Below are 22,912 nucleotides of genomic sequence, written 5' to 3'. Positions count from 1 at the left end.
CTAGCTTTCTTGCCTCTTCTGCTTGACGTTTCGCTTCTTCTTCAGCTTTCTTCAATGCGGCCTCTTCTGCTTCTCTTTGCAGACGCTCAGCTTCAACGCGATCTTTTTCAGACTTCGCGGTTTGTTCTGGGGTCATCTGCTTCTGTTTTGCTACACGTTCAGCATCTGCTTTACGTTTAGCTTCTTCTTTCACTTTACGGTCAGCCTCTTCTTTGGCTTTGCGCTCTGCGTCTTGTTTTGCTTTAAGCTCAGCTGCTTCTTTTGCAGCTTGTTGCTCAAGTTCACGACGAGCGGCTTCTTCTGCTGCTATACGCGCTTGCTCTTGCTCTTGCTCAACCGCGCTTTTCTTCACGTAAGTACGTGTTTTACGTACTTCAACTTGAACTGACTTTGCTTGACCTGTAGAACCCGTCACACTTAATGTGCTTTTGCTCTTACGTTGCAATGTCATACGTGCTGGGCCATCTGAGCCTGTGCCGCCGTGCTGCTTGCTTAAATGATCAAGTAACTTTGCTTTTTCAGCTTCAGTTACATTATCACCCGCTTGCTTAGTGATACCGGCTTGCGATAATTGTTGAAGCAATTTATCAACAGTTGTACCAATATCCCCGGCTAGTTTTTCAACATTTACTTCTGCCATAGTCTCTAATACCTCCGTTAATAACTTACTCGTCTGCGAACCAACAAATGTTGCGCGCAGCCATAATTAGCTCACCCGCTTTCTCTGGAGAAAGCTCTGTAATATCGACTAATTCATCAATACCTTGCTCTGCTAAGTCTTCTAGCGTAACAACCCCTTTGCTTGCCATAACAAACGCAAGGTGACGCTCTAACCCTTCTAGTGCTAATAAGTCTTCAGCAGGCTCTGCACCATCAAGGCTTTCTTCTGTTTTAAGTGCTTTAGTCGTTAATGCATCTTTTGCACGTGAGCGTAACAAATCAACAGTATCTTCATCTAAGCCATCAATTTCTAAAAACTCAGACGCAGGTACATAGGCAACTTCTTCAAGGGTTGAGAAACCTTCGTTGATAAGTAATGTTGCAAAGTCTTCATCGATGTCTAAGTTTTCAGTGAATAAGTTGATTAACTTATCAGATTCCGCTTCGTTCTTAGCGCGCATTTCTTCAACTGTCATTACGTTTAGTTCCCAACCAGTTAACTGGCTAGCAAGACGTACGTTTTGACCATTACGACCAATTGCTTGTGCTAGGTTATCAGCTTCAACAGCGATATCCATTGAATGGGTGTCTTCATCCATTACAATTGAAGCAACTTCAGCAGGTGACATTGCATTAATAACGAACTGGGCTGGGTTGTCATCGTAAAGTACGATATCAACACGCTCACCACCAAGTTCAGTCGATACTGCTTGTACACGTGCGCCACGCATACCAACACACGCACCAATCGGATCGATACGTTTATCATTAGATTTAACGGCGATTTTAGCACGTGAACCTGGATCACGTGCCGCTGCACGTAGTTCAATCATCTCTTCGCCAATTTCTGGCACCTCAATGCGGAATAATTCCATCAGCATTTCTGGCTTAGAGCGTGTTACAAATAACTGTGCACCACGAGCATCAGGTTTTACTTCATAAAGTAAACCACGGATACGATCGCCAGGACGGAAATTTTCACGTGGTAACATGTCATCACGGTAAATAACCGCTTCAGCATTGTTACCTAAATCTAATACGATTGCGTCACGCGTTGCTTTTTTCACAACACCTGTTACTAACTCGCCTTGTTGATCTTTATAAGCTTCTACAACAAGTGCGCGCTCAGCTTCACGTACTTTTTGTACGATTACTTGTTTCGCCATTTGTGTAGTAATACGGTCAAATTTAATTGACTCGATTTGCTCTTCGATGAAATCACCAATCTTAAGATCTGGGTCATCAACCTGAGCCGCTTCCAACGTGATTTCGCTGTAAGGGTTTTCCAGTGAACCATCTTCAAGTACTGCAGCAATTTGCCAACGACGATAAGTGTCGTAATCGCCTGTTTTACGGTCAATTGCAACGCGTACTTCAATTTCACCAGTATGTTTTTTCTTAGTCGCAGTCGCTAATGCGAACTCTAACGCTTCGAAAATCTTTTCTTTTGGAACCGCTTTCTCATTGGAAACGGCTTCAGCAACCAATAATATCTCTTTTGCCATGGGTTATGCCTCGCTTGCCCTATTCCTTCGCACTCGGATTAAAACTTTGCGATGATGTTCGCACGTTCAATGTTACTGAGCATAATTAACTGCTCAGTACCGTCATATGAAAGTGTGATCATATCACTGCTAACTGCTATTAGATCGCCTTTAAAATTACGACGACCATCTTGTGGAAGCTTAGTACGCACGCGTACTTCCTCTCCTTGTGCCTTCTCGTAGTGATCTTGTTTGAATAATAGACGATCAACACCAGGAGACGATACTTCCAAATCATATTCATTTGTAATCGGGTCTTCGACATCTAAAATTGCGCTTATTTGACGACTTGCATCAGCACAGTTATCAACCGAGATCCCCGCTTCGTGATCGATATAGACCCTAAGCGTAGAATGGCGACCCGCTTGCACAAACTCTAGACCATGTAATTCAAAGCCTAACATTTCAACTGACGGTGAAAGCATGGTTAATAAATCTTGCTCAAGTTTTGTCACGAAAATTCTCCATACAAACAAAAAAAGGGCTTATAGCCCTAAAATACTTAGCTTATACCTTGATTTAAAATCAAGTGGTGCAGATACAACAACGCCCCGAACCAAGCGGGGCGTCACACCTAAAGCATAAAACTGTGTGGCCATGGGCCAAGCTTGGTTGCGGATAGCTAACACCATCTAAATTAAACCCAAAGGCTTAAACGCAAAACGCGCATTACATAGAATGCGCGACTTCAAATCAGTAACTAAAATCGCTACTCAAAAGTTTGGCTTCAAGAATTTAGAAATATTAATTAAACTAATAACTTATCTAAAAACTTGGTTGCGGGAGCCGGATTTGAACCGACGACCTTCGGGTTATGAGCCCGACGAGCTACCAGGCTGCTCCATCCCGCGCCAACTGGTATCAAAATACCTGATACCTGCCTAGCAGCTAATTAAGTGAGCTAGACAATGGCGGCTATTATAAAGAGGCTTGGCGTAATTAGCAACCAAAAACTGGTAAAGAATGACTAGACTATAAAGTACAAAATTATACGTCAGAACAATTCGCTATAACCGTACCAAAAGTACCCTGTTAAAAAACCAACATAAAAGCCCTAGGGCGTGTTGACCTTTTGTGATTAATTTTGCAGCAGTATGTTTGGTATTTAGGCAAGGCAGAGTCTATGTAGTGTGGTTGTTCCCCATAAATAGACGATAACGCAGTATAAATTCCAAACATGCGCTGCCCAAAGGGTTCTTCCTAGGGGCGATTAACTCTTTGTTGCTCGATTTTTACTTAGCCCACTAGGTTACAAACCTCGCGCCGCGATTAAATCGCCCCTAGATTGAACAAATTTCAATCCACAAAGGTCAACACGCCCTAGCCTTATTGGCATTAATAATGCGCGCTATTACGCGATTTCCATCGATTTACTCACTCTTTCCTACACAGCGTCTATACTAAGTTTTTAATGGCAACCTGCATATTTAAGGCTATTTAGAGAGGGCTTATTATGAGTATTTCTGCTCATCATCAAAAAATGTTATTACAAAGTATCGCAATAATAAAACCTAACTTTCACTGTTTTACTGTTACCTTTCATGTGCAATTAAAACGTCATGCACTGACTATGCAATGGCCTAGCAGTGATGAAATAAGTGAAAAAAGTTATTTGTTGTATTGCTCATTGGAACGCACTATTACCCACTTAGATCGCTTATTGTCTGTATTACCTTTTATTCATTATCATGCCAACAACCTAAGTAAATCTGGCCTCACTTGTCAGGATGTTGATTTATTATGTGATGCTTTTATAGCTGCGCTAAAAATTCATTTAGGCCGAGAATTTACGCCAAACATAGAGCAAGCGTGGCGTTATGCACTCAGGATGTTTAACAGCATAGTGAAAAGCTATTTATTTAATACCAGTAATATTGTTGCAATTAACAAGTCCGTGCAGCAGCAAGTGAATTCATAGCAAATAACCTACATGCATTATTCTATACTAGCTAACTCTTGTAGAAGACGATCTATTTGGTGCTGTTCAACATCGATTAAAGTTGCATATCTTGATGTTAACGCACTCATTTTTCTAGATAAGGAGTTATCAAAAGTCGCATCAGTTAAGTTATTTAGTTGCTCTTTAGCCTGAGCTTCGAGGGCTGCTATTTGGCGATCCATTTGAGTTTGGTAAGTATCTATTTTTGATTGTCGCTGTTCAACATCTCGTTTGATTTCTTGTGCCCGAATGAACGAATCAATGCCTTTGCTCTGGGTTGATTGTTGGTCAATTTCAGAAGTGTTTTTCGACTCAGGCAAAGCGTGTTTTTCTTTTAATAGTCGATCAATATCCCGCTGTTCACGTGCAATTAAAACGTTATAGCGCTCTGAAATACTGGTCATTTGATTTGCTATTGCAGTTTCTTTTTTTGCACCAGATAAATTATTTAACTGCGCATCTGATTGCTCACCTAAGGCGGCAATTTGCTGATTCATTTTCTCGCTTAAGCTATCAATTTTATCTTGATGCTGTTGAATATCAGCATCAATTTGCCGAGTCCGAATATAACTATCGACGCCCGAGGTATCAATATTCTCATTAGCAACAAATTGACTAGATAAGCTCGGGTTTTGCTCTTTTATAGAGATTAGTTTCGCATCATCACCACATGGAAATTGACTAAATTCCACGACGCCTTTTTTTTCACACTGATAAACTGTGGCATGCAAAGAACTAACATGACAAAGTGCAATGAGACAAGGTAAAACAATTTTAAATTTGCGAACAGTATACTGATATTGATTCATAAGCCGACATTCCTTTGTTTATATAGTTAACTTACACAGGTTCCTTATATTTATATACCACGACTATCAGTAATAATAAATGCGATCTAACCGTCAACTTAGTTCGTATAAAATAACATTTAGGCAAAATTCATGATTTATAAAACGCTGCGATTTATTTTTGGCGACCAACTTAATGCCAATCACAGTTGGTATAAAGAAGAGAATCAAACACAATACCTTTATGTCATTGCTGAATTAAAACAAGAAACAGATTATGTAAAACATCATATACAAAAGGTAGCGGCGTTTTTTGCAGCAATGGAGAACTTTGCTACTGCGCTCAAACAAGCACAATTAAATGTGCTTCACTTAACACTCGATGATACCCACGATGATGCCTGCATTACCTCATTGCTAACACGCTTGGCTAAGCAATATCAGTGTCAACAAATTCAATATCAGTATCCTGATGAGTATAGACTAAAAACTCAACTGCAAGAGTTTGCAAACAGCAGTGACTTTAATGTTAGTGCCACAGACAGCGAACATTTTTTATTACCTTTTGCTGATATCAGCGACCATTTTAAAAAAGATAAGCATGTGAAAATGGAATTTTTTTATCGCATGATGCGCAAGCGCTTTGACATATTGATGCAAGATAATGCTCCACTAGGCGGGCAATGGAACTTTGACCAAGACAATCGTAACAAATTAAAAAAAACTGATTTAGCTGCTATCCCTGAACCAAAAATATTTACCAATAATATTGAAGCTATTTTACAGCGCATAAGAAAACACCAGGTAAATACCCTTGGCCATTGTTCAGCAACTTTATTATGGCCAACCAGTCGTGCTCAAGCAAAACAATTACTCGATTACTTTTGCACTCATCTACTCCCCTGTTTCGGACAGTTTCAAGACGCGATGACCTGTCAGAGCTCATACAAATGGAGCTTGTATCATAGTCGTATCGCGTTTGCACTTAACACAAAAATGCTGCACCCAATGCAAGTTATTAAGCAAGTACTGGCTGAGTTTGCGGCACGCCAAGAACAGATCACGCTTGCCCAAGTTGAGGGGTTTATTAGGCAAATTTTAGGTTGGCGAGAATATGTAAGAGGTATTTATTGGCAAAATATGCCTGATTACGCGAGTAAAAATGAACTTGAGGCTGCTCGTCTGTTACCAGATTATTTTTGGAGTGGCAAAACAAAAATGAACTGTATGAAACAGGCAATCACGCAGAGCTTAGAGACCGCCTACGCGCATCATATTCAACGCTTAATGATCACCGGAAACTTTTGCTTATTAACCGGTATTGATCCAAATGAAGTTGATAGCTGGTATTTGGGCATTTACATCGATGCCATTGAATGGGTAGAAATGCCTAACACCCGTGGTATGAGTCAATTTGCAGATGGCGGCCTAATCGCCACAAAACCGTATGCCGCAAGCGGTAACTACATAAACAAAATGAGTGATTACTGCACCAGCTGCCACTATAACGTAAAACAAAAAAGTGATGACACGGCTTGCCCTTTTAATAGTTTATATTGGCAATTTATGCACACCCATGAAGCCCGCTTAGCTCGTAACCCACGTATTGGCATGGTCTATAAAAATTGGCAAAAACAAGATACATCACAACAGCACGCTATTTTAGAGCGAGCGCAATGGTGCCTAAATAATATAGAAAAACTCTAACAGAAGTATCATATTAGGTAATATTGTTAATTAAATGTTTAATTAATTTGTAATTATAGTGTAATCACCCTACTTTCTAATATTAGAAATTACTCCACAACACTATGAGAACACGATGAAAAAACAGTTTTTAACGGCATTATTACTGATCAGTACAAGCCAAGCACAGGCATTTAGCCAAGAAACACATAAACGTATCGTCATCGATGCAGTGAACTACATGCAGCAGCACCCAAGCAGCACACAGTTTTCGGCATTAAGCCAATACGCTCAACAAAATAATATGACGGTAACCCAGTTAGCCGAAGTACTAGGCCAAGCAGCCTATGATGTGGATGACTTTGAAGACACCTTCTTTTGTGGTGCTGTAACGGGGTCATGTGTTCAAGCACCAATATGGGGAGCAGCAGAGAGTATTGTTAAATATACCAGCTATTGGCATTTCCAAAACCATACCCAAGGGGCTGATCAACACGGTAACGACTTTGGTGGCTACAATTACCAAAAACTGACGGTATGGGGCACCGTTGATAACTTGGCTTCAAGCTGGTTAAAAGGTGACTACCTTGATGACGGTCAAGGCGGTGAAACAGGCTGGTTTAATGCCGATTCATCAAAGTACAACAGCTATGGTATTACTGAAGCTAATTACCGAATTGACAGCCAATCAAATTACAACATGTACGATGACTTTGAAGAAATGCCTTTTCAGCCAATTGATAATTTAGGTCAATACTGGTATCAAAGCTATTTGCAAAGTGGCAACCCACAAGTGTTAGGTTTTGTTTTCCATACAACTGACTTACTACAACCACACCATACTTGGACCACATCTGATCTCAATCATTCAAGCTGGGAAAGCTGGGTAAAAGACTACTATGATCAGGAACAACTCAATGACTCTGCCCTTATTACACAAGCCATGCAAACATTTTCAGCACTGGATATAAACAGTCAAGACGTACGCCCTTTACTGACACAAGGTGGCGCTTTTTCTTATGCTCAAGGCGGTATTGTGCTTAATTCACAAGACCATTACGACCGCTTAAATACGGCAAAACAAGTGATCCCACATGCGATTGCCATGGTTGTGCACCTACTTAATCATGCCATGGTCGTGCGCCAATGAAAGCGCTGAGCAGTTGTATTTTGTTATTATTAGGACTGCTTTATAGCAGCCTAACAATGGCATCATTTAACCAATATAACGATGCTGAAGTGCGTTTAATGCAGCAAGTTTATCAACAACACAATGCCAACATTAGTCGCAAAGACGTTCGTAAACATATGTTTGAAAATCAATTTTTATTATATCAAGCAGAACAACATATGCCTGAGCTGCTTGAACGTCAATCTGCGGTAGGCTTTAGCACGCAGTACCATGTTGAGCGCTATTTGATGAACATATTTGACACGCAACTAAGTTTATCAACATCCTATGTTAAAGGAGGTAATCTCACACAATATAATGCCCAGTGGCTGCTCAAAGTATTGCCTAGCTACCCTGCTGATGGCCAATACAACGCTGAACAAATCAATAAAATGCAGCGCACCGAGCTCAGAGGGCTCTTTACAACCGCCGTCAATCTTTATGAGTTTATAGCCCCTTTATCTATGCAAGTACGCTTTCGACTGCACCAAGGTGAAAGTGACTTATTCAAAACTGAAGTAATAAAAAAGCAACAATTTGAGGCGTTGCTTTTAAAAGCAACGCCATTACTTTTAAAGCAAGGGATCAGTATCGCGCACCTAGAAGAACTAGCAAAAGGCGATACTTTAAGGCCTTCGATTCAAAGTTGGCTAGGTATTAAAGACATGATGCACGTTCAAAGCCCAATACTCGACAGTCTTGAACAACAAATATCCGATAAAGAAATAAAAAATTATTATCAGGCAAATAAAGCGCGCTTTAAATACCTTAGTGAAGTGACAGCTTACGGCGCTGCGTTTACTGAGCGAGACCAAGCGGTTCGCTTTAGAAATACAGTACAAGCAAGCTCTTTTACAGATGCATTATATATATCACAGCAAAACGACATTTATGCTAAGTATCACAATAAACTAACTCGCAAAAATAAAAGTAATTGGGCTGTGCAACTGGCTTATACGCTAAAAGCAGAAGAATTATCTGCGGTGATGCGCTCACCTGAAGGTCTATGGGTCGTCATAATTAGTAATAACCATCAGTATAACTACTTTAGCGCTACTGACGAAACTGTTCGCTATCAAGCTAAAAAAGCCATCGCAATACAAAAAGCGCAGCAACGCTATCAGCAAAATTGGCTGGCTTGGCAACAACAAAATGCAGTAAAACTATGAATAAAAAAGCTATCTACATAATTACAGGCGTCGCTTGTTTAGGTTTTTTAGTAATAAATTTAACAACAGAGCGAAAACGCGAAATAGCTCCCATCCGCGCTGCTGATGATTTAACGCCAGTAACGCCCGCGCCACAAATAAATAATGCGTCGGCACCGACAGCTATTAATCCAGATATGACTGCTGAAGCGGCGATTGATAGTCACACCTCATTAAAAAATACTGATGCCAGTCAACAACTGCCGCCCATTACTACACCGAGTTACTTGCCTGTCATCGCAAAAAATCCAATCAGTGCGAGTCAGTTTCAAGGCGACTTAACCGATCATCAAGCTTACCTCGATTTTCATAAACAGCAGCAAACTCAGCTTGAGCAACGCTTTGTAATAGCTGCTCAACAAAAAATAACTAACCTTGAAAGCTTGCTCGAAAAAGGCCGTCAAAAAGGCCTCCCTCAACGGCAGCTGCAAGTTGCTATTGATAAAATTGCTGCCTTAAAAGACATGCAAGCCAAATTAAAAAGTAAAGATACTAACTGAACACAGCACCATTAATCATCTGCGATTAATGGTGCGCTAAGCGGAACCGATGTTTGAGCAAAGCTAAAAAAGCCGCCTCAGCTGAGGCGGCTACTAAAAATAATAAGTAAATTAGGGGAAAAATACTGTCAAAGGGATGGTTATTTACCTTCTAGCAAGTTACCACTGCCAATTTCAATTTTACGTGGTTTAAGTGCTTCAGGGATCTCGCGTTGCAAGTCGATACTAAGTAGCCCATTGGCTAAATCAGCGCCGAGTACTTTAACGTGGTCACCTAGCTGGAATTTGCGTTCAAAGTTTCGCTCAGCAATGCCTTGATGAATAAATTTGCGTTCAAAGTTTCGCTCAGCAATGCCTTGATGAATAAATTTGCGCTCTGCGCTGTCATCTTTATTGGCTTTAATGCCAGCAACTTTTAAGGTGTTATTTTCTGACTCTATCGTCAGCTCATTATCACTAAAACCGGCAACAGCCATAGTAATGCGATATTTGTCTTTATCGAGTGCTTCGATGTTATACGGAGGAAAACTTGGCTGCTTGTCAGTGCGAGCGGCCGCATCCATTAAAGATGCTAAATGATCGAAGCCAATGAATGAACGATAAAGTGGTGATAAATCTACTGTACGCATAATAATATCCTCATATTTAAGCGATATTTTGCATGTGCTTTTCGGTTGAACAAGCGCAAGCAAAGTTTAATTAATAATATAAATTTCAATTACTTCTGTTTAGTTAGGACCCATCAGGCGTCCTCACTAAACTATATATGGACGGCGAAATTGTTTTCAAGATTATTTTTGAAAAAAGTTTTATTTTTTTTCAAAATCTCTTTTTGCCTACTCAATAAAGTGAGGACTCAAAGTTTGCTTTTCAAGTCTTTAAATAGTAATAAGGGGAATTAGCTTTAGAGGTCGATATGAAAAAAGTAACGAGTTTGCTGCTCAATATAATTATGTTAGCTGTGGTGTTTTTTGTAGTGACTACATATCAGCAACGCAATTTACTCAGCTCAGATAGCAGCCCTGCTCCATATTTTAATTTACCGCTGCTCAATGACAGCGAACAACGTATTGATATTGCGATGCTCAAAGGTAACACCACCGTGGTTTATTTTTTTGCGCCATGGTGCACAATCTGTCGTTACAGTATGCCAAACTTAGAAGCGGCATTGGTTGATTCTAATATCAACGCCATTGGCATTGCACTTGATTATAAAAATGAACAAGCAGTTGCGCAGTTTGTTAGTGAACTTAAACTCACAATGCCCATTTTACTAGGCGATAAAAATACCCAGAGTAATTATAAAATCAGCGCCTTTCCTACTTACTATGTAATTGATCAACAACTGCGAATAACCGCACGCTCAATGGGCTATTCAAGCCAATTAGGTATTACTATCAGAGCTCAAAACTAAATGTAACAGCTTGTAACACCTCCCTACATTTGCCTACATTTTCGTACAGTTTACTACGTATTTTTATATATTTTCTCATTACTATAGGTCGCAGTCACACTTACTCATAACCATGGAAGAATCATGTTAGCCACCTGCTTGCCATCACTTTACCGTTTAACGCCACTGGCGTTGTGTTTGCCATTTTTAACGCACGCCAACGTTGATGCTAATGAAGAAATAATAGAGCGTCTTGAAACCGTTTATAAACGCAGTAGCATTACCAGTGAAATAACCGAAAATACTGAAAAACTGATCACTATGCCCGGTGCTATGGGCGATCCACTGCGGGCAGTATTTGCATTGCCAGGCGTTGTCGCCGCTGGCGGCTCAATGAGTGAACCGGCGGTACGTGGCTCATCGCCCGATGATAATTTGTTTGAAGTGGATTTTATGCCTGCAGGCTATATTTTTCATGATTTCGGCAGTTCTATTTTCAACAAGTACATTATTCAAGATTTTCAACTTTACTCAGCCGGCTATGGCACCAGTTACAGCAACGCCACCGGTGCCGTATTTGACGTAACACTGCGTAACCCTAAATATCAACCGATTACTACCACGCTTGATCTTACAATGTTTAATGCCGGTGTCTTTGTTGAAGGGCAACTCACGCAGAACACCGCGTTTTATTTATCAGCACGTAAAAGTACATTACCACTGTTCTTCTCTAAAGGTGAAGAGCTTGAAAACGACGATGGTGAACTCAGTGGTATCACCATCAATGACCCCCCAGATGATCATGATTACCAAGGCAAATGGATCTGGGATATAAACAATCAAAACGCCCTAACAGTGTCATTTACAGGCGCAAAAGACTCGGTTGCAGCAGGCTTTAATCAACGCGCTGAACTTTCACTAAAAAATCCTGAGTATCAAGGCGATGCTGATTTTATTCGTGAATTTACCAGCCAAAGTATTTTATGGGATCACTTTAATAAAGACTTTCATTTACGCTTAGGCGTTGGTTCGCTCGAACATTCTGGCCGATTGGAATACGCTAAACGTGCCACGCTAAGTGATGGCTATTTTGATGAAGAACAACAAAAACAAATCACTTATAAAGGACGATTAAATTGGCGTGTTACTAAAGCCCAGCAACTGGTTTTTGATGCCGCCTATTTTGATAACGACAGTACTTACAGTTACGATAGTTTTCAATATCTTTGTACCGAGCTCGATCCTGATTGCGATCTAAACAAAGGTGAGCGAATAACGGGCAAAGACAAGCTAGCCCTTGATAAGTACTTTGTTGGTGTTAGCCATGTTTGGGTTATTAACGAACAATGGCAAAGCGAAGTCGGCGTGCAATATCAAAGCAATGATTACACTGATGAAGATTTTGTGATGCCGCGCCTTGCGCTTAGCTATTTTATTAATGATCACAATAGCATAAATGCTAAATACGGGCATTATAATCGCATGCAAGATATTGACACTCTATTGCCTGAACACGGCAACCCGAATTTACGTTCGCAAACCTCAAAACACAGCAGTTTAGGTTTTGCACAAGAACTTGCCGATGAATGGACATGGTCTATTGAAGGGTATTACAAAACCATGGACGATTTACCGTTGGCATTAAACAATTATTCCGATGCAGCAATTCGTTACAGTAATGATGTAACTGGGCGAGCTTACGGTGTTGATCTATTAATAAACAAAAATAAAACTGATAAATGGTATGGCTGGCTTGCAGTTAGTTATGCCAAAAGTGAACGTACTGACCAACGCCAAAATATCACTCGGGATTATTACGCTGATACCCCTTTAGTTGTCAACATGGTGTTTAATTACCAAATCAGTGAAAAATGGCAAGGCGGCTTTAACTTTACTGCCCGCAGCGGTCAAGCTTACACCCCGATTGTTGGCGTCACAGAAAATTCCGAATTCGAAGGACGTTTTTTACCACAATATGGTGATCCATTTTCTGAGCGTTTCGATGTTTATCATCGGCTTGATCTTCGTTTTGAACGTCAAACCGACTTTTGGGGCTTAGACGGTGTGTTAATTTTAGAATTAATGAACGCCTACGGCCAAGCAAACACCAGTAGCATTGATTTAGATTATCAGAAAGTAACCTCGACTAATGATTTAATTATCAAAGAAAACGAGGATGATTTTGAAATGCGCCCTTCAATTGGCTTTAGTGTTAAGTTTTAATTAGCCACCCCACATACACCTTTAATACTGATTAAAGGTGTATGCAATCATTAAAATAGAATTCATCAATCGTTTTTTTACGCTGTTTATTTTTTCTCAATTAGTTAAGATGAATGTAAATAAAATCGAGGAGAGCGATATGTTAACTGTAATTTTTGGCCGTGAAGGCTGCCCTTATTGTGTACGTGCTAAAGATGTTGCTGAAAAACTAGCAAATGAACGTGATGATTTTAAATACCGTTATGTTGATATTATTAAAGAAGGCGTGAGTAAAGCCGATTTAGAACAATCAGCAGGTAAGCCTTGCCCAACCGTGCCACAAATCTTTATTGACCAAGCACACATCGGTGGTTTCACTGAGTTTGAAGCTTACGCTAAAGAAAATCTTGGACTTTATCAATAAGTTCTGTATAAAATTTGTTAATCAATTTGATTTACCCACAATCAAATTGATTAAATTATGACCAACATCAACTACATACAAATTAGTTTCAATTTATACAAGCATTTGCCTCGTAAATCCTATACAATGCGCGCCTCTTTAAATTCGTTGAGGCGTATTAATGTCAGAACCAGTCACGTTTGAATCTCTAAATCTTTCTCCTGCAATTTTGAAGGCAGTTGAAGAGTTGGGTTACAAGACACCATCTGAAATCCAAGCTCAATGTATACCGTTATTGCTAGAAAGAAAGGACGTACTGGGACTAGCTCAAACGGGTACAGGTAAAACCGCAGCATTTGCACTGCCATTACTTAATAATATTGACCCGTCTGTGAAGCAGCCGCAGATCCTTGTACTCACACCAACCCGTGAGCTTGCGATCCAAGTAGCTGAGGCATTCGAACAATATGCTAAACATGTTCGTGGTATTGAAGTATTGGCACTTTATGGTGGCCAGAGCTACAGTATCCAATTAAGTGCACTTCGTCGTGGCGCGCAAGTTATTGTCGCTACTCCAGGTCGCTTAATCGATCATATTAACCGTGGCACTATCAAGTTTGACAGCTTACAAGCTCTTGTACTTGATGAAGCCGATGAAATGTTACGTATGGGCTTTATCGATGATGTTGAAAACATCATGGAAAAAACGCCGCGCGAAAAGCAAACATGTCTTTTCTCTGCGACCATGCCTAAGCAAATTCAAAACATCAGCAGCAAATATATGAATAACCCTGAACAGGTTCATATATCTGCGCGTAACTCAACGGTATCATCTGTTGAGCAAGTGTTTTGGAATGCCAGCGTACACAAGAATAAAGCGATTGTTCGCTTTTTAGAAGCTGAACAATATGAAGGCGCTATTGTTTTCGTACGTACACGTAACGATACAGTACAACTTGCTGAGTTATTAGAGCGCGAAGGTTTCTCTGCAGCTCCACTTAACGGTGACATGAACCAGCAAGCACGTGAACGCACAGTAGAACGCTTAAAAAGTGGCATGCTAAACGTTGTTATCGCAACAGACGTTGCAGCACGTGGTCTAGATGTTGACCGTTTAAGCCTTGTTATCAACTACGATATCCCACAAGATTCTGAAGCTTATGTTCACCGTATTGGCCGTACAGGTCGTGCTGGTCGTACTGGTAAAGCGATTCTTTTCGTAAAACATAACGAACGTTATTTACTTAAAAATATCATTCGTCATACGAATTCAGATATTGTGCAAGTTGAACTACCAACTGCAAAAGTTGTTGAAGAAAAACGTATCGAAGCGTTACAAGCTAAATTAGCTATTGCGCTTGAAAATAAAGATATTACTTTCTTTAATGAAGTAGCAGCTAATATGGCGCAAAAGCTTGAACTTGCTCCTGAAGACCTAGCAGGTGCGTTACTGTGTTTAGCACAGCAACAATCACCAATTAAGGTTGAAGAAGTTAAGATCCAACAACGTGAGCGTAGCGAACGTAATGACCGTAACCCACGTGAGCGTAATGATCGTGGTGACCGTGGTCGTCGTAACGAACGCAGCGAACGCCCTGCACGTGACCGTGATGCTAAACCACGTGAACGTAATAGCCGTGATGCAGGCCCTATGGATACTTACCGTATCGAAGTAGGTCGTGAACATGGTGTTCAAGTTAAGAACATTGTTGGCGCTATCGCTAACGAAGCTGACATCTCAAGCAAGTTTATTGGTGATATTCGTTTACACGACAATCACAGTACGGTTCAATTACCGCAAAACATGCCTAAAGATGTACTTGATCATTTCCAAAAAGTGTTTATTTGTAAACGTCCAATGGGCTTAACATTAACACAAGATCAAGGTCCTGCTGAACCACGTGCTGAACGCTCTGAGCGTCCATCAGGTGACAAAAAACGCAGCTTTAACAAAGATGACAGTGCACGCGGTGATAAGCGTAGCGGTCCTCGTAAAGAACGTCGCCCAGTAAGCTTCACAGCTAAATAAGCAACGACTCTTTAATAAAAAAACCTTGCCACGAAAGTGACAAGGTTTTTTTGTGTTTGGAATAAAGTAAATCTTCGTGAGGGGAAGATTTTGTGAAGTCACAATAGTCGTTGATAGCAATTGCATTGAATGAATGAGTATTTGAATTCGCTAAAATAATCATGTTTTTAATAAAATTGGCATAAATAACGCTCTAACATCTATTTTTGCTTCTAAGCGAGCCGCAATCAAATATAAACCAGCAAGTTTACGGTGAATAAATAATGCATCCACTGGTGGTGTATGCCATTGCTGTGCTTGTGCACTAAGTTGCAACCCAGCATCTTTAATATTTGATGCCAGTTGGCTATTTTTAAAATCAAAATCACCATCGTGACGCAGTGGCTCACACGCCATTAAAAATAGCTCTATGACATTATCTTTATAACTGTCACGCAATGTATCTTTAAAATAACCAATCTGAGTGGCCGCATTTAATACCCCATCACGATTATTCTCACTGCCTGCTTTAAATAAAGCTAGATAAGCTTGGCTCAACTGAGGCGAAATCTCGCGGGTTGCCCCAAAATCAAATAAAACGATTTTTTGTGTGGCTGGTTGATAATGAAAATTAGCAAAGTTTGGATCTGTTTGTATCAGTCTAAATTCAAACATTTCTTTAAAAAATAACGCAATAAGTTGCTGTGCCACAAAGCTTTGCTCTGCTTTGGGTAGATCGGTAATTCCCTCTATAGGCTGAGCCTCAATATACTGCATCGTTAATATTTGTTTAGTACTGTGCTCTTTATAGACGTTAGGAACAATAAAGTGTCGGTTATTTGCCAATGCATTTTTATAACGTAATAAATACTGCGCTTCACGATGATAATCAGCTTCCGCTAATAATTGTATTTTAGCCTCTGCGACGAGTGGCTTAATATCAAGATCTTTAGGTAATAAACGAGACAGTGTAAGCAGCGATATAACATTATCAACATCACTGACCACACTTTTTGCGATCCCCGGGTATTGAATTTTTACAGCTAATTGCTCGCCGTTTTCATGGTAGGCCAAATGCACTTGACCAATAGAAGCGGCAGCAAATGGCCTAAGCTCAATATGTGAAAAGCGCGATAACCAGTCATCTCCCCACTGCTCTTTTAATACAGTAATGAGTTGTTTGTGTGGCATGGGGTTAGCGTCTGATCGAAGTAATGCAAGTAATTGAGCAAGCTCTGGACTGAGTAGATCCCCAGCATCCATTGACAGTAGCTGTCCTAATTTCATTGCCGCACCGCGTAAGTGTGATAGTTCTGTCGCTAGGTTTTTTATGTTTTTAGGCTGCAGTAATAAGCTTTTATTATCCCAACCCTTTCCTGAAAGAGTACTTTTGGCTCCCTCAAATAACATATTACTCGCGACACTGGTTGCTAATGAGCCTAACTTTGCAAAGCGTGAAAATCGAGATGTAGGAACAGCGCGTTCATTGGCCATACTAAAACCTAGTTAACGAATATATTTACCGGTTGATACGTACCAAGCTGGGTATACGATCGAATTGACAACTGGCTGGATAAAACTAACCACAAAAAAACCTCGCCATTATAATGACGAGGTTTTTACACATAAATATTTAGCCGTGTTTTATTAAGGCGCGACTGCTGGGTACACGTAACTTGCGTCTAATCCAAGCGGGATACCCAGTGCCCAGTAACCGAGTAAAAATAAGCTCCAGCCAATCATAAAAGCGATTGAATATGGCAGCATCATCGCGATAAGCGTGCCAATGCCCGTGCCTTTGACGTATTTTTGGCAGTACACCACAACTAATGGGAAATACGGCATTAAAGGAGTGATGATGTTTGAACTAGAATCGCCCACGCGATAAGCCGCTTGAGTTAAATCTGGCGAGATACCTAACTGCATTAACATAGGCACAAACACCGGGCCCAGTAGCGCCCACTTTGCTGAACTTGAGCCAACAAACAAGTTTACAAAACCAGTTAAAAAGATGATACCGACAACAGTCACCGCACTTGGTAACTCCATGGCTTTTAACAGCTGCGCGCCTTCAATTGCCAGCAGAGCTCCCAAGTTTGATTTACTAAATGCAGCAATAAACAAGGCACAAAAGAACGCCATTACAATATAATACGCCATGCCGCCCATTGCTTTACTCATGGCATCTATCATATCTTTAGAGCTTTTAAAGGTGCCAACGGTAAAACCATACACTGCACCAGGTATCCAAAACAGTAGGAAAATTAGCGGTACGATAGATTGCATTAAAGGCGAGCGAAAATTAGTTAAAGAGCCATCTTCGCTTCGCATTGCAGAGTCCGCAGGGGCTGACACATAGGCTAATAAAGCAAGACCTGCAATCATCACTGTACTTGCAATAAAAAACGCGCGTTTTTCGTCGCTACGGGCATCTTCAAATGCAGGTAAGTCTTCTTTATTACCATCTAATTCGGTATTTTTTAAACGTGGTTCAATAATTTTATCGGTGATGTACCAGCCTAATAAAATAATGAATAAACTTGAAGCCGAGGTAAACGCCCAGTTATTTAATGGGTTAATCGACATCGCGGGGTTAATAATTTGCGCCGCACTTTGGGTAAAGCTTTGCAGTAGTGGATCAATCCCCGACGGAATAAAGTTTGCACCAAAGCCACCACTGACTCCCGCAAATGCCGCCGCAATACCCGCCAATGGATGGCGCCCTGCTGCATAAAATATAACACCAGCTAACGGAATGACTAACACATAACCTGCATCGGTTGCTGTATGGCTGACGATGGCGACTAAAATAATTGACGGTGTTAAAAGTTTTTTAGGTGTCACCTTTAACATTAACTTAAGGCCAGTATTAATAAAGCCAGAATGTTCAGCAACCCCTACACCCAGCATGGCCACTAACACCACACCTAACGGTGCAAAACCGGTAAAAGTTTTTACCATTGATGATAAAAAGGTCGCTAACGAATCACTCGCCAGCATATTATTAATAATAATAGCTTCACCGGTACGAGGGTCGATAGCGTCAAAAGTAACACCTGAGAACCACCACGACAGTAGCCAAATTAGTAACATGGCAAACAAAAAGATGATTGCCGGATCAGGCAGTTTATTTCCTACCCGCTCAACAAAATTTAAAAATCGCGCAACTATGCCCGAGGGCATTGCCGCATCATTATTATTATTCATTTCACTTGTTCCCTAGAATTTAGTCAGTGGTACTTTAGCGTATCTAGGGAATGAGGTAAATTTTAAGTGAACAGAAAATACATTTTTAGGAACTAAATAGTCTCAATGCACAAAAAAACGGCATTGTTGCCGTTTTTTTAAATAACTTTTTATTTAGTCTTTTAAGCGAGTGCTTTTACTTCTTCCCATAATCTTACTACTAGGGCTTTATCTTCTTCGTTAAGCTCACCATTGCGATACGCTTTCACTAAACTTTTTTCAACGGTTTCATTGAGCTCATCTATTTCAAGATTAAGCTCTTCAACTTGCGCATAGCCTACTGCTAAATCAAAATGGCCTCGTAAATAACCACCGGCAAATAACTCATCATCAGTGGCTTTGATCACTAAGTCATCAAAATACTGTTGGGCTGCGTCAATATAATTTACTAAACTCACTTCTACTTCTCCTGATTTTGCAGGGTCTTCTACCAATCAATCTTGATGGCCTACTGCATACATAATATGGTCGTTAAATCCGCAGGTTACACGAATATAACCGCTTAATTCATCATCCAGCTCACTATCGCCTGTATCGCAAATGAGCGGGCGGCCGTTTAAAGCCTGTAATTTAGTTTTGGTAGCCACCACAATAATATTATCCAGCCCTATCGCGCGAATAAGTGCTGGGCTTAACTGTTGATTGCCACGGCCAAAAACATGGCCTTGGCCACCAATTAGCGTGATCACTAATTTAGTGTCGCGCTGATGGGTCATCGCTAATAATTGTTCAGCTGTAAGATCTTGCGCAATTAAGCTTTGATCTGCAACTAAATCAACACCTAATAAGGTATTTTCAAGTCCCATTTCTTGCATAATAGCTGCAACTGTTGAGCCACTGCCCATTACATATAACGTATCTTCATCCATTTCACTGACGACATAGGCGGCGATATCAGCAAGTACCAGCTCGTCGGTTTCTTTACCGCCATTTTTTACGGCTTGTACATAACGTACTTCACTGGGTACTTGCATTTCACCATAACGTTTTGCTTTAACTGTGCCTTGACGAAACGCATCTTCGTCAATATCCATCACATCGGCATCGCCTAAGGTAACTAGTTCACCTTTGACCAGCATTTCGACTACCCGCCCTGCGGCCTTTGGCGTGATTGCATAAACCCCTGAATGAATTTTACAGCCGGCAGGAATGCCAAGTGCCGGTACGCTATCTTCAACCGCATGACAAATATTGCGCGCAGTGCCATCGCCACCAGCAAATAAAATTAAATCAACACCTAGCTGTTGCAATACCTTGGCTGCACGCTCAGTATCATCTGCACTACTGGGGTGCTCGCTTTGATACACAACTTCGGTATTAAAACCAAGATCTGTAGCGGTGCTTTCACCCATTGAGTGATTAACAGTATAAATTGTTATTTTATCTTGATAAGGCAATAACACCTCAAGCGCTGCTTTAGTGCGTAAATTAGCTTTTGGCTCAGCGCCAAGCGCCAGAGCTTTAGCCGCAACACCATCACTACCTTTGAGCGCCACACTGCCACCTAAACCAGCAACTGGGTTTACAATTAGTCCTAACTTAAACTGCATTACTTAACTCCTGAGGATGTTGCCATACAAACTGCCCGGCATTCAATGGCCATGGCGTATTGTAAAATTCGCTTAATGCTTTTAAAAGTGCAGTAGTCCGAGGATTAAAGCCTATTTTTAGTAACTGTAAAAGTTGCTTGTGTACTCGCGCCTGAAAATCAAAACGACAGGTTTGCTCACCATTTAAATTATCAACCGAAACATTAAACTCAAAACCTGTAGCAACACTCAACGCCCACTCGATTGCTTGCGGTTTTACTTCAACGGCTTCAAATTCTGCTTGCTGAGCTTTATCACGGCCATCTGGGCAATACCAATAACCGTAATCTTCGAGTAAACGACGTTTATCACCCGCCACCAGCCAATGAGCTATTTCGTGCAGTGCACTGGCATAAAAACCATGGGCAAACACAATTTGATGATACGGCGTTTTAACATCAGCGGGAATATAAATAGGCTCATGCTCACCTTTGACCAAGCGTGTATTATGGCTGTGGTAAAAAGTGCGTTCAAAAATAGATGTTAAATCGGCTATTTGATGCATAAAAGTCTGATTAATTCGCCTCGGTAAAATGCAACAAATGCACATTAAAATCGAGGCGAATTGTACGGGCTTTTAGCAAGAATGTAAAAGTTGATAACGACTAAGCAGCCATGCGTTATTGTCTTGCCTTTACTTTGCAAATTTAGCTAAGCCAAAAATATGTATTCGCTGCAATCTAGCTCCTTTTATTTACTGTTCAAGTAATAACCCTTATCCTCTTTACACTTACTATCCGAATTTAAGAATAAAATTATAAACCCATGTTCAAATTACTTTTTATAAAACGACCGAAGCTTTTAGTTGTTACTTTAATTACGCTGATAAGTATCCCCCTGCCCTCATTTGCAAAAAGTGTCAGCATCAATGTGTTTGCAATCCCTTCCAAGTCAATCATTAACTTAGTTGAGCAAACTAGTGATGCATTAAAAAAAGAAGGGATCATGAGTTTTTATGAAAAAGGTAAGCCAGTGCACGCTACTTTGTATTTAACTGACTTTGTTGAAGGCTCAGAAGAAGACATTAAACGTGCTGTAAAAAGTATCACCGAGCAACATCAAGAGTTTGCTATAACAGCGCAAGGTTTTAGTGTTACGCAAAGTAATTGGGCATTTATTAACTTACAGTATTCGCCTAAGCTACAAAGGCTAGCAGATGAAGTAACAATGGCGATTGAGCCATTACGCGACACAAATGCCACAATCCCTAGCTGGGTTAAAAACTACCCCAACAAATTAACGGCATTTGAGCGCTATGGTAGCCCCAATGTATTTCAGAACTTTCAGCCGCATTTAACATTATTAGCTAACGAGAAAAGCCCTAAGCTCGTTATTTTAAATAAACAAATGCAAGCCCACCCGCCTGAAGCGCAGGGTAAAATAATCGGCATTGGGATTGGCATTTCAGACCCGTTTGGCCAACAGAAACAAGTGATTGCAGAATACTTTTTTAATAACGATAAAAACTAACTTATTTTTATCGTTATTGTTTTACTAAGTAGCGTTTCAGTAGACGGGTATTGCGGGTATTTGCTTTAAAGTAAGCGTCAAAAATATCACCGACAAGCGGAATTAGGCCACCAAAAAAATCAATCAACATATTTATTACGATACGTAATTTTATACGCTTACTAACTCCTAGGCGCTGGGCTTCAAATAGAATATAGCTAGATAAAATTAGCCCAGCTAGATCTCCAATACCAGGCAGAATACCGATCAGTGCCTCTACGCCAAACTTAAACCGAGTAAAAGGAATGCCAATACTGCTGTCGGTAAAGCGACTAAACCTTTCTAGCCGCTTTAATGTATCTTGGTGTGATAGCTTAATCTGTTCCATACATCCTCATAACCTTAGCGCTTGGCAAGTTACTTTAAGTAACATCAACCCCTGCTTCATCGCAAGCAACAATATCTGTTTCTTTTAGCGCTTCGGTGATCCACTGTTGTAATGTAGGGCAACTTAAAACATGCTGACAATAATGCTCCGCCAAAGCTGAAAGTGATATTTGGTAGGTTTTTAACCTAAGTACTACAGGCGCATACATAGCATCTGCGATACTAAACTCACCAAACAACCACGCATTTGGGTAACTACGTTGTTGCTGGCTAAATATTTCATCAATGCGGCTAATGTCTTTTTTAGCCGCCGCAGATAACTCAATTAGGCGAGTTGCACGAATATTCATTGGCATTTCATTACGCAGCGCCATAAAGCCGGTATGCATTTCAGCGCTTAAACTGCGGGCTGTCGCTCGCTGCGCAGTATCAATAGGCCAAGCTGTATTAGATAAATAAGCATCATTGATGTATTCACAAATTGCCAATGAATCCCATACCTGCAAGTCGCCATCGACTAAGGCGGGTACTTTCTGTACTGCAAAACTGTTTTTAAGCGTTTCATAAAACTCAGGGGTGTCTAATACGAGTTGTTTCTCAGTAAAAATAACATTGAATTTACTCATTAAATACCATGCTCTAAGCGACCATGTCGAATAGTTTTTATTACCGATAAATAATTGCATTTGCGTTCCTTAGTAGTGTTTAATATCCCTAATATAGAGCAGTAGTAAATTAA

The 22,912-nt window shown here is 40.5% G+C and carries 22 protein-coding genes and 1 tRNA gene; 10 read left to right on the top strand and 13 right to left on the bottom strand.

Going from position 1 to position 22,912, the window contains the following annotated elements; genetic code table 11:
* The 4 genes from H5162_RS16290 to H5162_RS16275 form a co-directional block, all read right to left on the bottom strand.
* Window positions 1–640: translation initiation factor IF-2 associated domain-containing protein (locus tag H5162_RS16290; protein WP_182735595.1), on the bottom strand; the 640-nt coding region annotated here is incomplete at its 3' end.
* Between the two features lie 25 nt (window positions 641–665).
* Window positions 666–2,165, bottom strand: a complete 1,500-nt coding sequence (nusA, locus tag H5162_RS16285) for a transcription termination factor NusA (RefSeq protein ID WP_145240434.1) — start codon at window positions 2,163–2,165, stop codon at window positions 666–668.
* A gap of 38 nt (window positions 2,166–2,203) precedes the next feature.
* Window positions 2,204–2,659, bottom strand: coding sequence for a ribosome maturation factor RimP (gene rimP, locus H5162_RS16280; RefSeq protein WP_145240432.1), 456 nt, complete (start codon window positions 2,657–2,659; stop codon window positions 2,204–2,206).
* Window positions 2,660–2,978: 319 nt separating this feature from the next.
* Window positions 2,979–3,055: transfer RNA gene (locus H5162_RS16275), tRNA-Met, on the bottom strand.
* Between the two features lie 602 nt (window positions 3,056–3,657).
* Between H5162_RS16275 and H5162_RS16270 the strand changes: the two genes are divergently transcribed.
* Complete coding sequence (locus H5162_RS16270) at window positions 3,658–4,122, top strand: globin (protein ID WP_182731376.1); 465 nt, start codon at window positions 3,658–3,660, stop codon at window positions 4,120–4,122.
* Window positions 4,123–4,139: 17 nt separating this feature from the next.
* On the opposite strand, the gene H5162_RS16265 is transcribed toward H5162_RS16270, so the two are convergent.
* Window positions 4,140–4,952, bottom strand: a complete 813-nt coding sequence (locus H5162_RS16265; RefSeq protein ID WP_182760376.1) for a hypothetical protein — start codon at window positions 4,950–4,952, stop codon at window positions 4,140–4,142.
* A 132-nt stretch (window positions 4,953–5,084) separates the two neighbouring features.
* On the opposite strand from H5162_RS16265, the gene H5162_RS16260 reads away from it, so the two are divergent.
* The 4 genes from H5162_RS16260 (at window position 5,085) to H5162_RS16245 (ending at window position 9,496) form a co-directional block, all read left to right on the top strand.
* On the top strand, window positions 5,085–6,638 hold the full coding sequence (locus H5162_RS16260; protein WP_182735593.1) for a cryptochrome/photolyase family protein: 1,554 nt from the start codon (window positions 5,085–5,087) through the stop codon (window positions 6,636–6,638).
* Window positions 6,639–6,753: 115 nt separating this feature from the next.
* A complete protein-coding gene (locus H5162_RS16255; RefSeq protein ID WP_145240424.1) occupies window positions 6,754–7,767 on the top strand; it encodes a phospholipase in 1,014 nt (337 codons plus the stop codon).
* A 56-nt stretch (window positions 7,768–7,823) separates the two neighbouring features.
* Entirely contained in the window at window positions 7,824–8,957 is a 1,134-nt protein-coding gene (locus H5162_RS16250) for a peptidylprolyl isomerase (protein ID WP_259398267.1), read from the top strand.
* Window positions 8,954–9,496, top strand: a complete 543-nt coding sequence (locus H5162_RS16245) for a hypothetical protein (protein WP_145240420.1) — start codon at window positions 8,954–8,956, stop codon at window positions 9,494–9,496. Before H5162_RS16250 ends, H5162_RS16245 begins: the two co-directional genes overlap by 4 nt.
* 140 nt (window positions 9,497–9,636) lie before the next feature.
* Here H5162_RS16245 and H5162_RS16240 read toward each other — a convergent pair whose 3' ends face one another.
* Window positions 9,637–10,125 carry an Hsp20 family protein gene (locus tag H5162_RS16240; protein WP_182778993.1) on the bottom strand — a complete coding sequence of 163 codons (489 nt, stop codon included), beginning with the start codon at window positions 10,123–10,125 and terminating at the stop codon, window positions 9,637–9,639.
* Window positions 10,126–10,412: 287 nt separating this feature from the next.
* Between H5162_RS16240 and H5162_RS16235 the strand changes: the two genes are divergently transcribed.
* From H5162_RS16235 to H5162_RS16220, 4 genes are all read left to right on the top strand, one after another.
* Window positions 10,413–10,910: a TlpA disulfide reductase family protein gene (locus H5162_RS16235; protein WP_182778991.1), complete on the top strand. Its 498-nt coding sequence runs from the start codon at window positions 10,413–10,415 to the stop codon at window positions 10,908–10,910.
* 123 nt (window positions 10,911–11,033) lie between these two features.
* The gene (locus H5162_RS16230; RefSeq protein WP_145240414.1) at window positions 11,034–13,112 is read left to right on the top strand and encodes a TonB-dependent siderophore receptor; all 2,079 of its coding nucleotides are present in this window, start codon (window positions 11,034–11,036) and stop codon (window positions 13,110–13,112) included.
* Between the two features lie 139 nt (window positions 13,113–13,251).
* Window positions 13,252–13,515: a GrxA family glutaredoxin gene (locus H5162_RS16225; RefSeq protein ID WP_149983014.1), complete on the top strand. Its 264-nt coding sequence runs from the start codon at window positions 13,252–13,254 to the stop codon at window positions 13,513–13,515.
* 160 nt (window positions 13,516–13,675) lie between these two features.
* A complete protein-coding gene (locus tag H5162_RS16220) occupies window positions 13,676–15,523 on the top strand; it encodes a DEAD/DEAH box helicase (protein ID WP_145240410.1) in 1,848 nt (615 codons plus the stop codon).
* Between the two features lie 159 nt (window positions 15,524–15,682).
* Here the strand turns inward: H5162_RS16220 and H5162_RS16215 are convergent, their stop codons facing one another.
* The 5 genes from H5162_RS16215 to H5162_RS16195 form a co-directional block, all read right to left on the bottom strand.
* Window positions 15,683–16,996, bottom strand: coding sequence for an AarF/ABC1/UbiB kinase family protein (locus H5162_RS16215; RefSeq protein WP_182731371.1), 1,314 nt, complete (start codon window positions 16,994–16,996; stop codon window positions 15,683–15,685).
* A 153-nt stretch (window positions 16,997–17,149) separates the two neighbouring features.
* Window positions 17,150–18,709 carry an AbgT family transporter gene (locus H5162_RS16210; protein WP_182735590.1) on the bottom strand — a complete coding sequence of 520 codons (1,560 nt, stop codon included), beginning with the start codon at window positions 18,707–18,709 and terminating at the stop codon, window positions 17,150–17,152.
* Window positions 18,710–18,870: 161 nt separating this feature from the next.
* Complete coding sequence (locus H5162_RS16205; protein ID WP_145240403.1) at window positions 18,871–19,146, bottom strand: YfcL family protein; 276 nt, start codon at window positions 19,144–19,146, stop codon at window positions 18,871–18,873.
* A gap of 36 nt (window positions 19,147–19,182) precedes the next feature.
* On the bottom strand, window positions 19,183–20,298 hold the full coding sequence (locus H5162_RS16200) for an ATP-NAD kinase family protein (RefSeq protein WP_182778989.1): 1,116 nt from the start codon (window positions 20,296–20,298) through the stop codon (window positions 19,183–19,185).
* Window positions 20,288–20,842, bottom strand: a complete 555-nt coding sequence (locus H5162_RS16195; protein WP_149983018.1) for an elongation factor P hydroxylase — start codon at window positions 20,840–20,842, stop codon at window positions 20,288–20,290. Before H5162_RS16195 ends, H5162_RS16200 begins: the two co-directional genes overlap by 11 nt.
* A gap of 260 nt (window positions 20,843–21,102) precedes the next feature.
* Between H5162_RS16195 and H5162_RS16190 the strand changes: the two genes are divergently transcribed.
* Window positions 21,103–21,807 (top strand): DUF1045 domain-containing protein, encoded by a 705-nt coding sequence (locus H5162_RS16190; protein ID WP_182731369.1) that lies wholly within the window; start codon window positions 21,103–21,105, stop codon window positions 21,805–21,807.
* A gap of 13 nt (window positions 21,808–21,820) precedes the next feature.
* Here the strand turns inward: H5162_RS16190 and H5162_RS16185 are convergent, their stop codons facing one another.
* Together H5162_RS16185 and H5162_RS16180 are read right to left on the bottom strand one after the other, a co-directional pair.
* Window positions 21,821–22,174: a DUF4112 domain-containing protein gene (locus tag H5162_RS16185; protein ID WP_145240395.1), complete on the bottom strand. Its 354-nt coding sequence runs from the start codon at window positions 22,172–22,174 to the stop codon at window positions 21,821–21,823.
* 34 nt (window positions 22,175–22,208) lie between these two features.
* Complete coding sequence (locus H5162_RS16180; RefSeq protein ID WP_145240393.1) at window positions 22,209–22,859, bottom strand: glutathione S-transferase family protein; 651 nt, start codon at window positions 22,857–22,859, stop codon at window positions 22,209–22,211.
* Window positions 22,860–22,912 lie beyond the last annotated feature (53 nt).

It is taken from the genome of Pseudoalteromonas sp. SR41-8 (assembly GCF_014163915.1).
GTDB classification, from domain to species: Bacteria; Pseudomonadota; Gammaproteobacteria; order Enterobacterales; family Alteromonadaceae; genus Pseudoalteromonas; species Pseudoalteromonas rhizosphaerae.
Note: the sequence above shows the minus strand (reverse complement) of the source record. Positions and strands in the feature narration are given on the sequence as shown.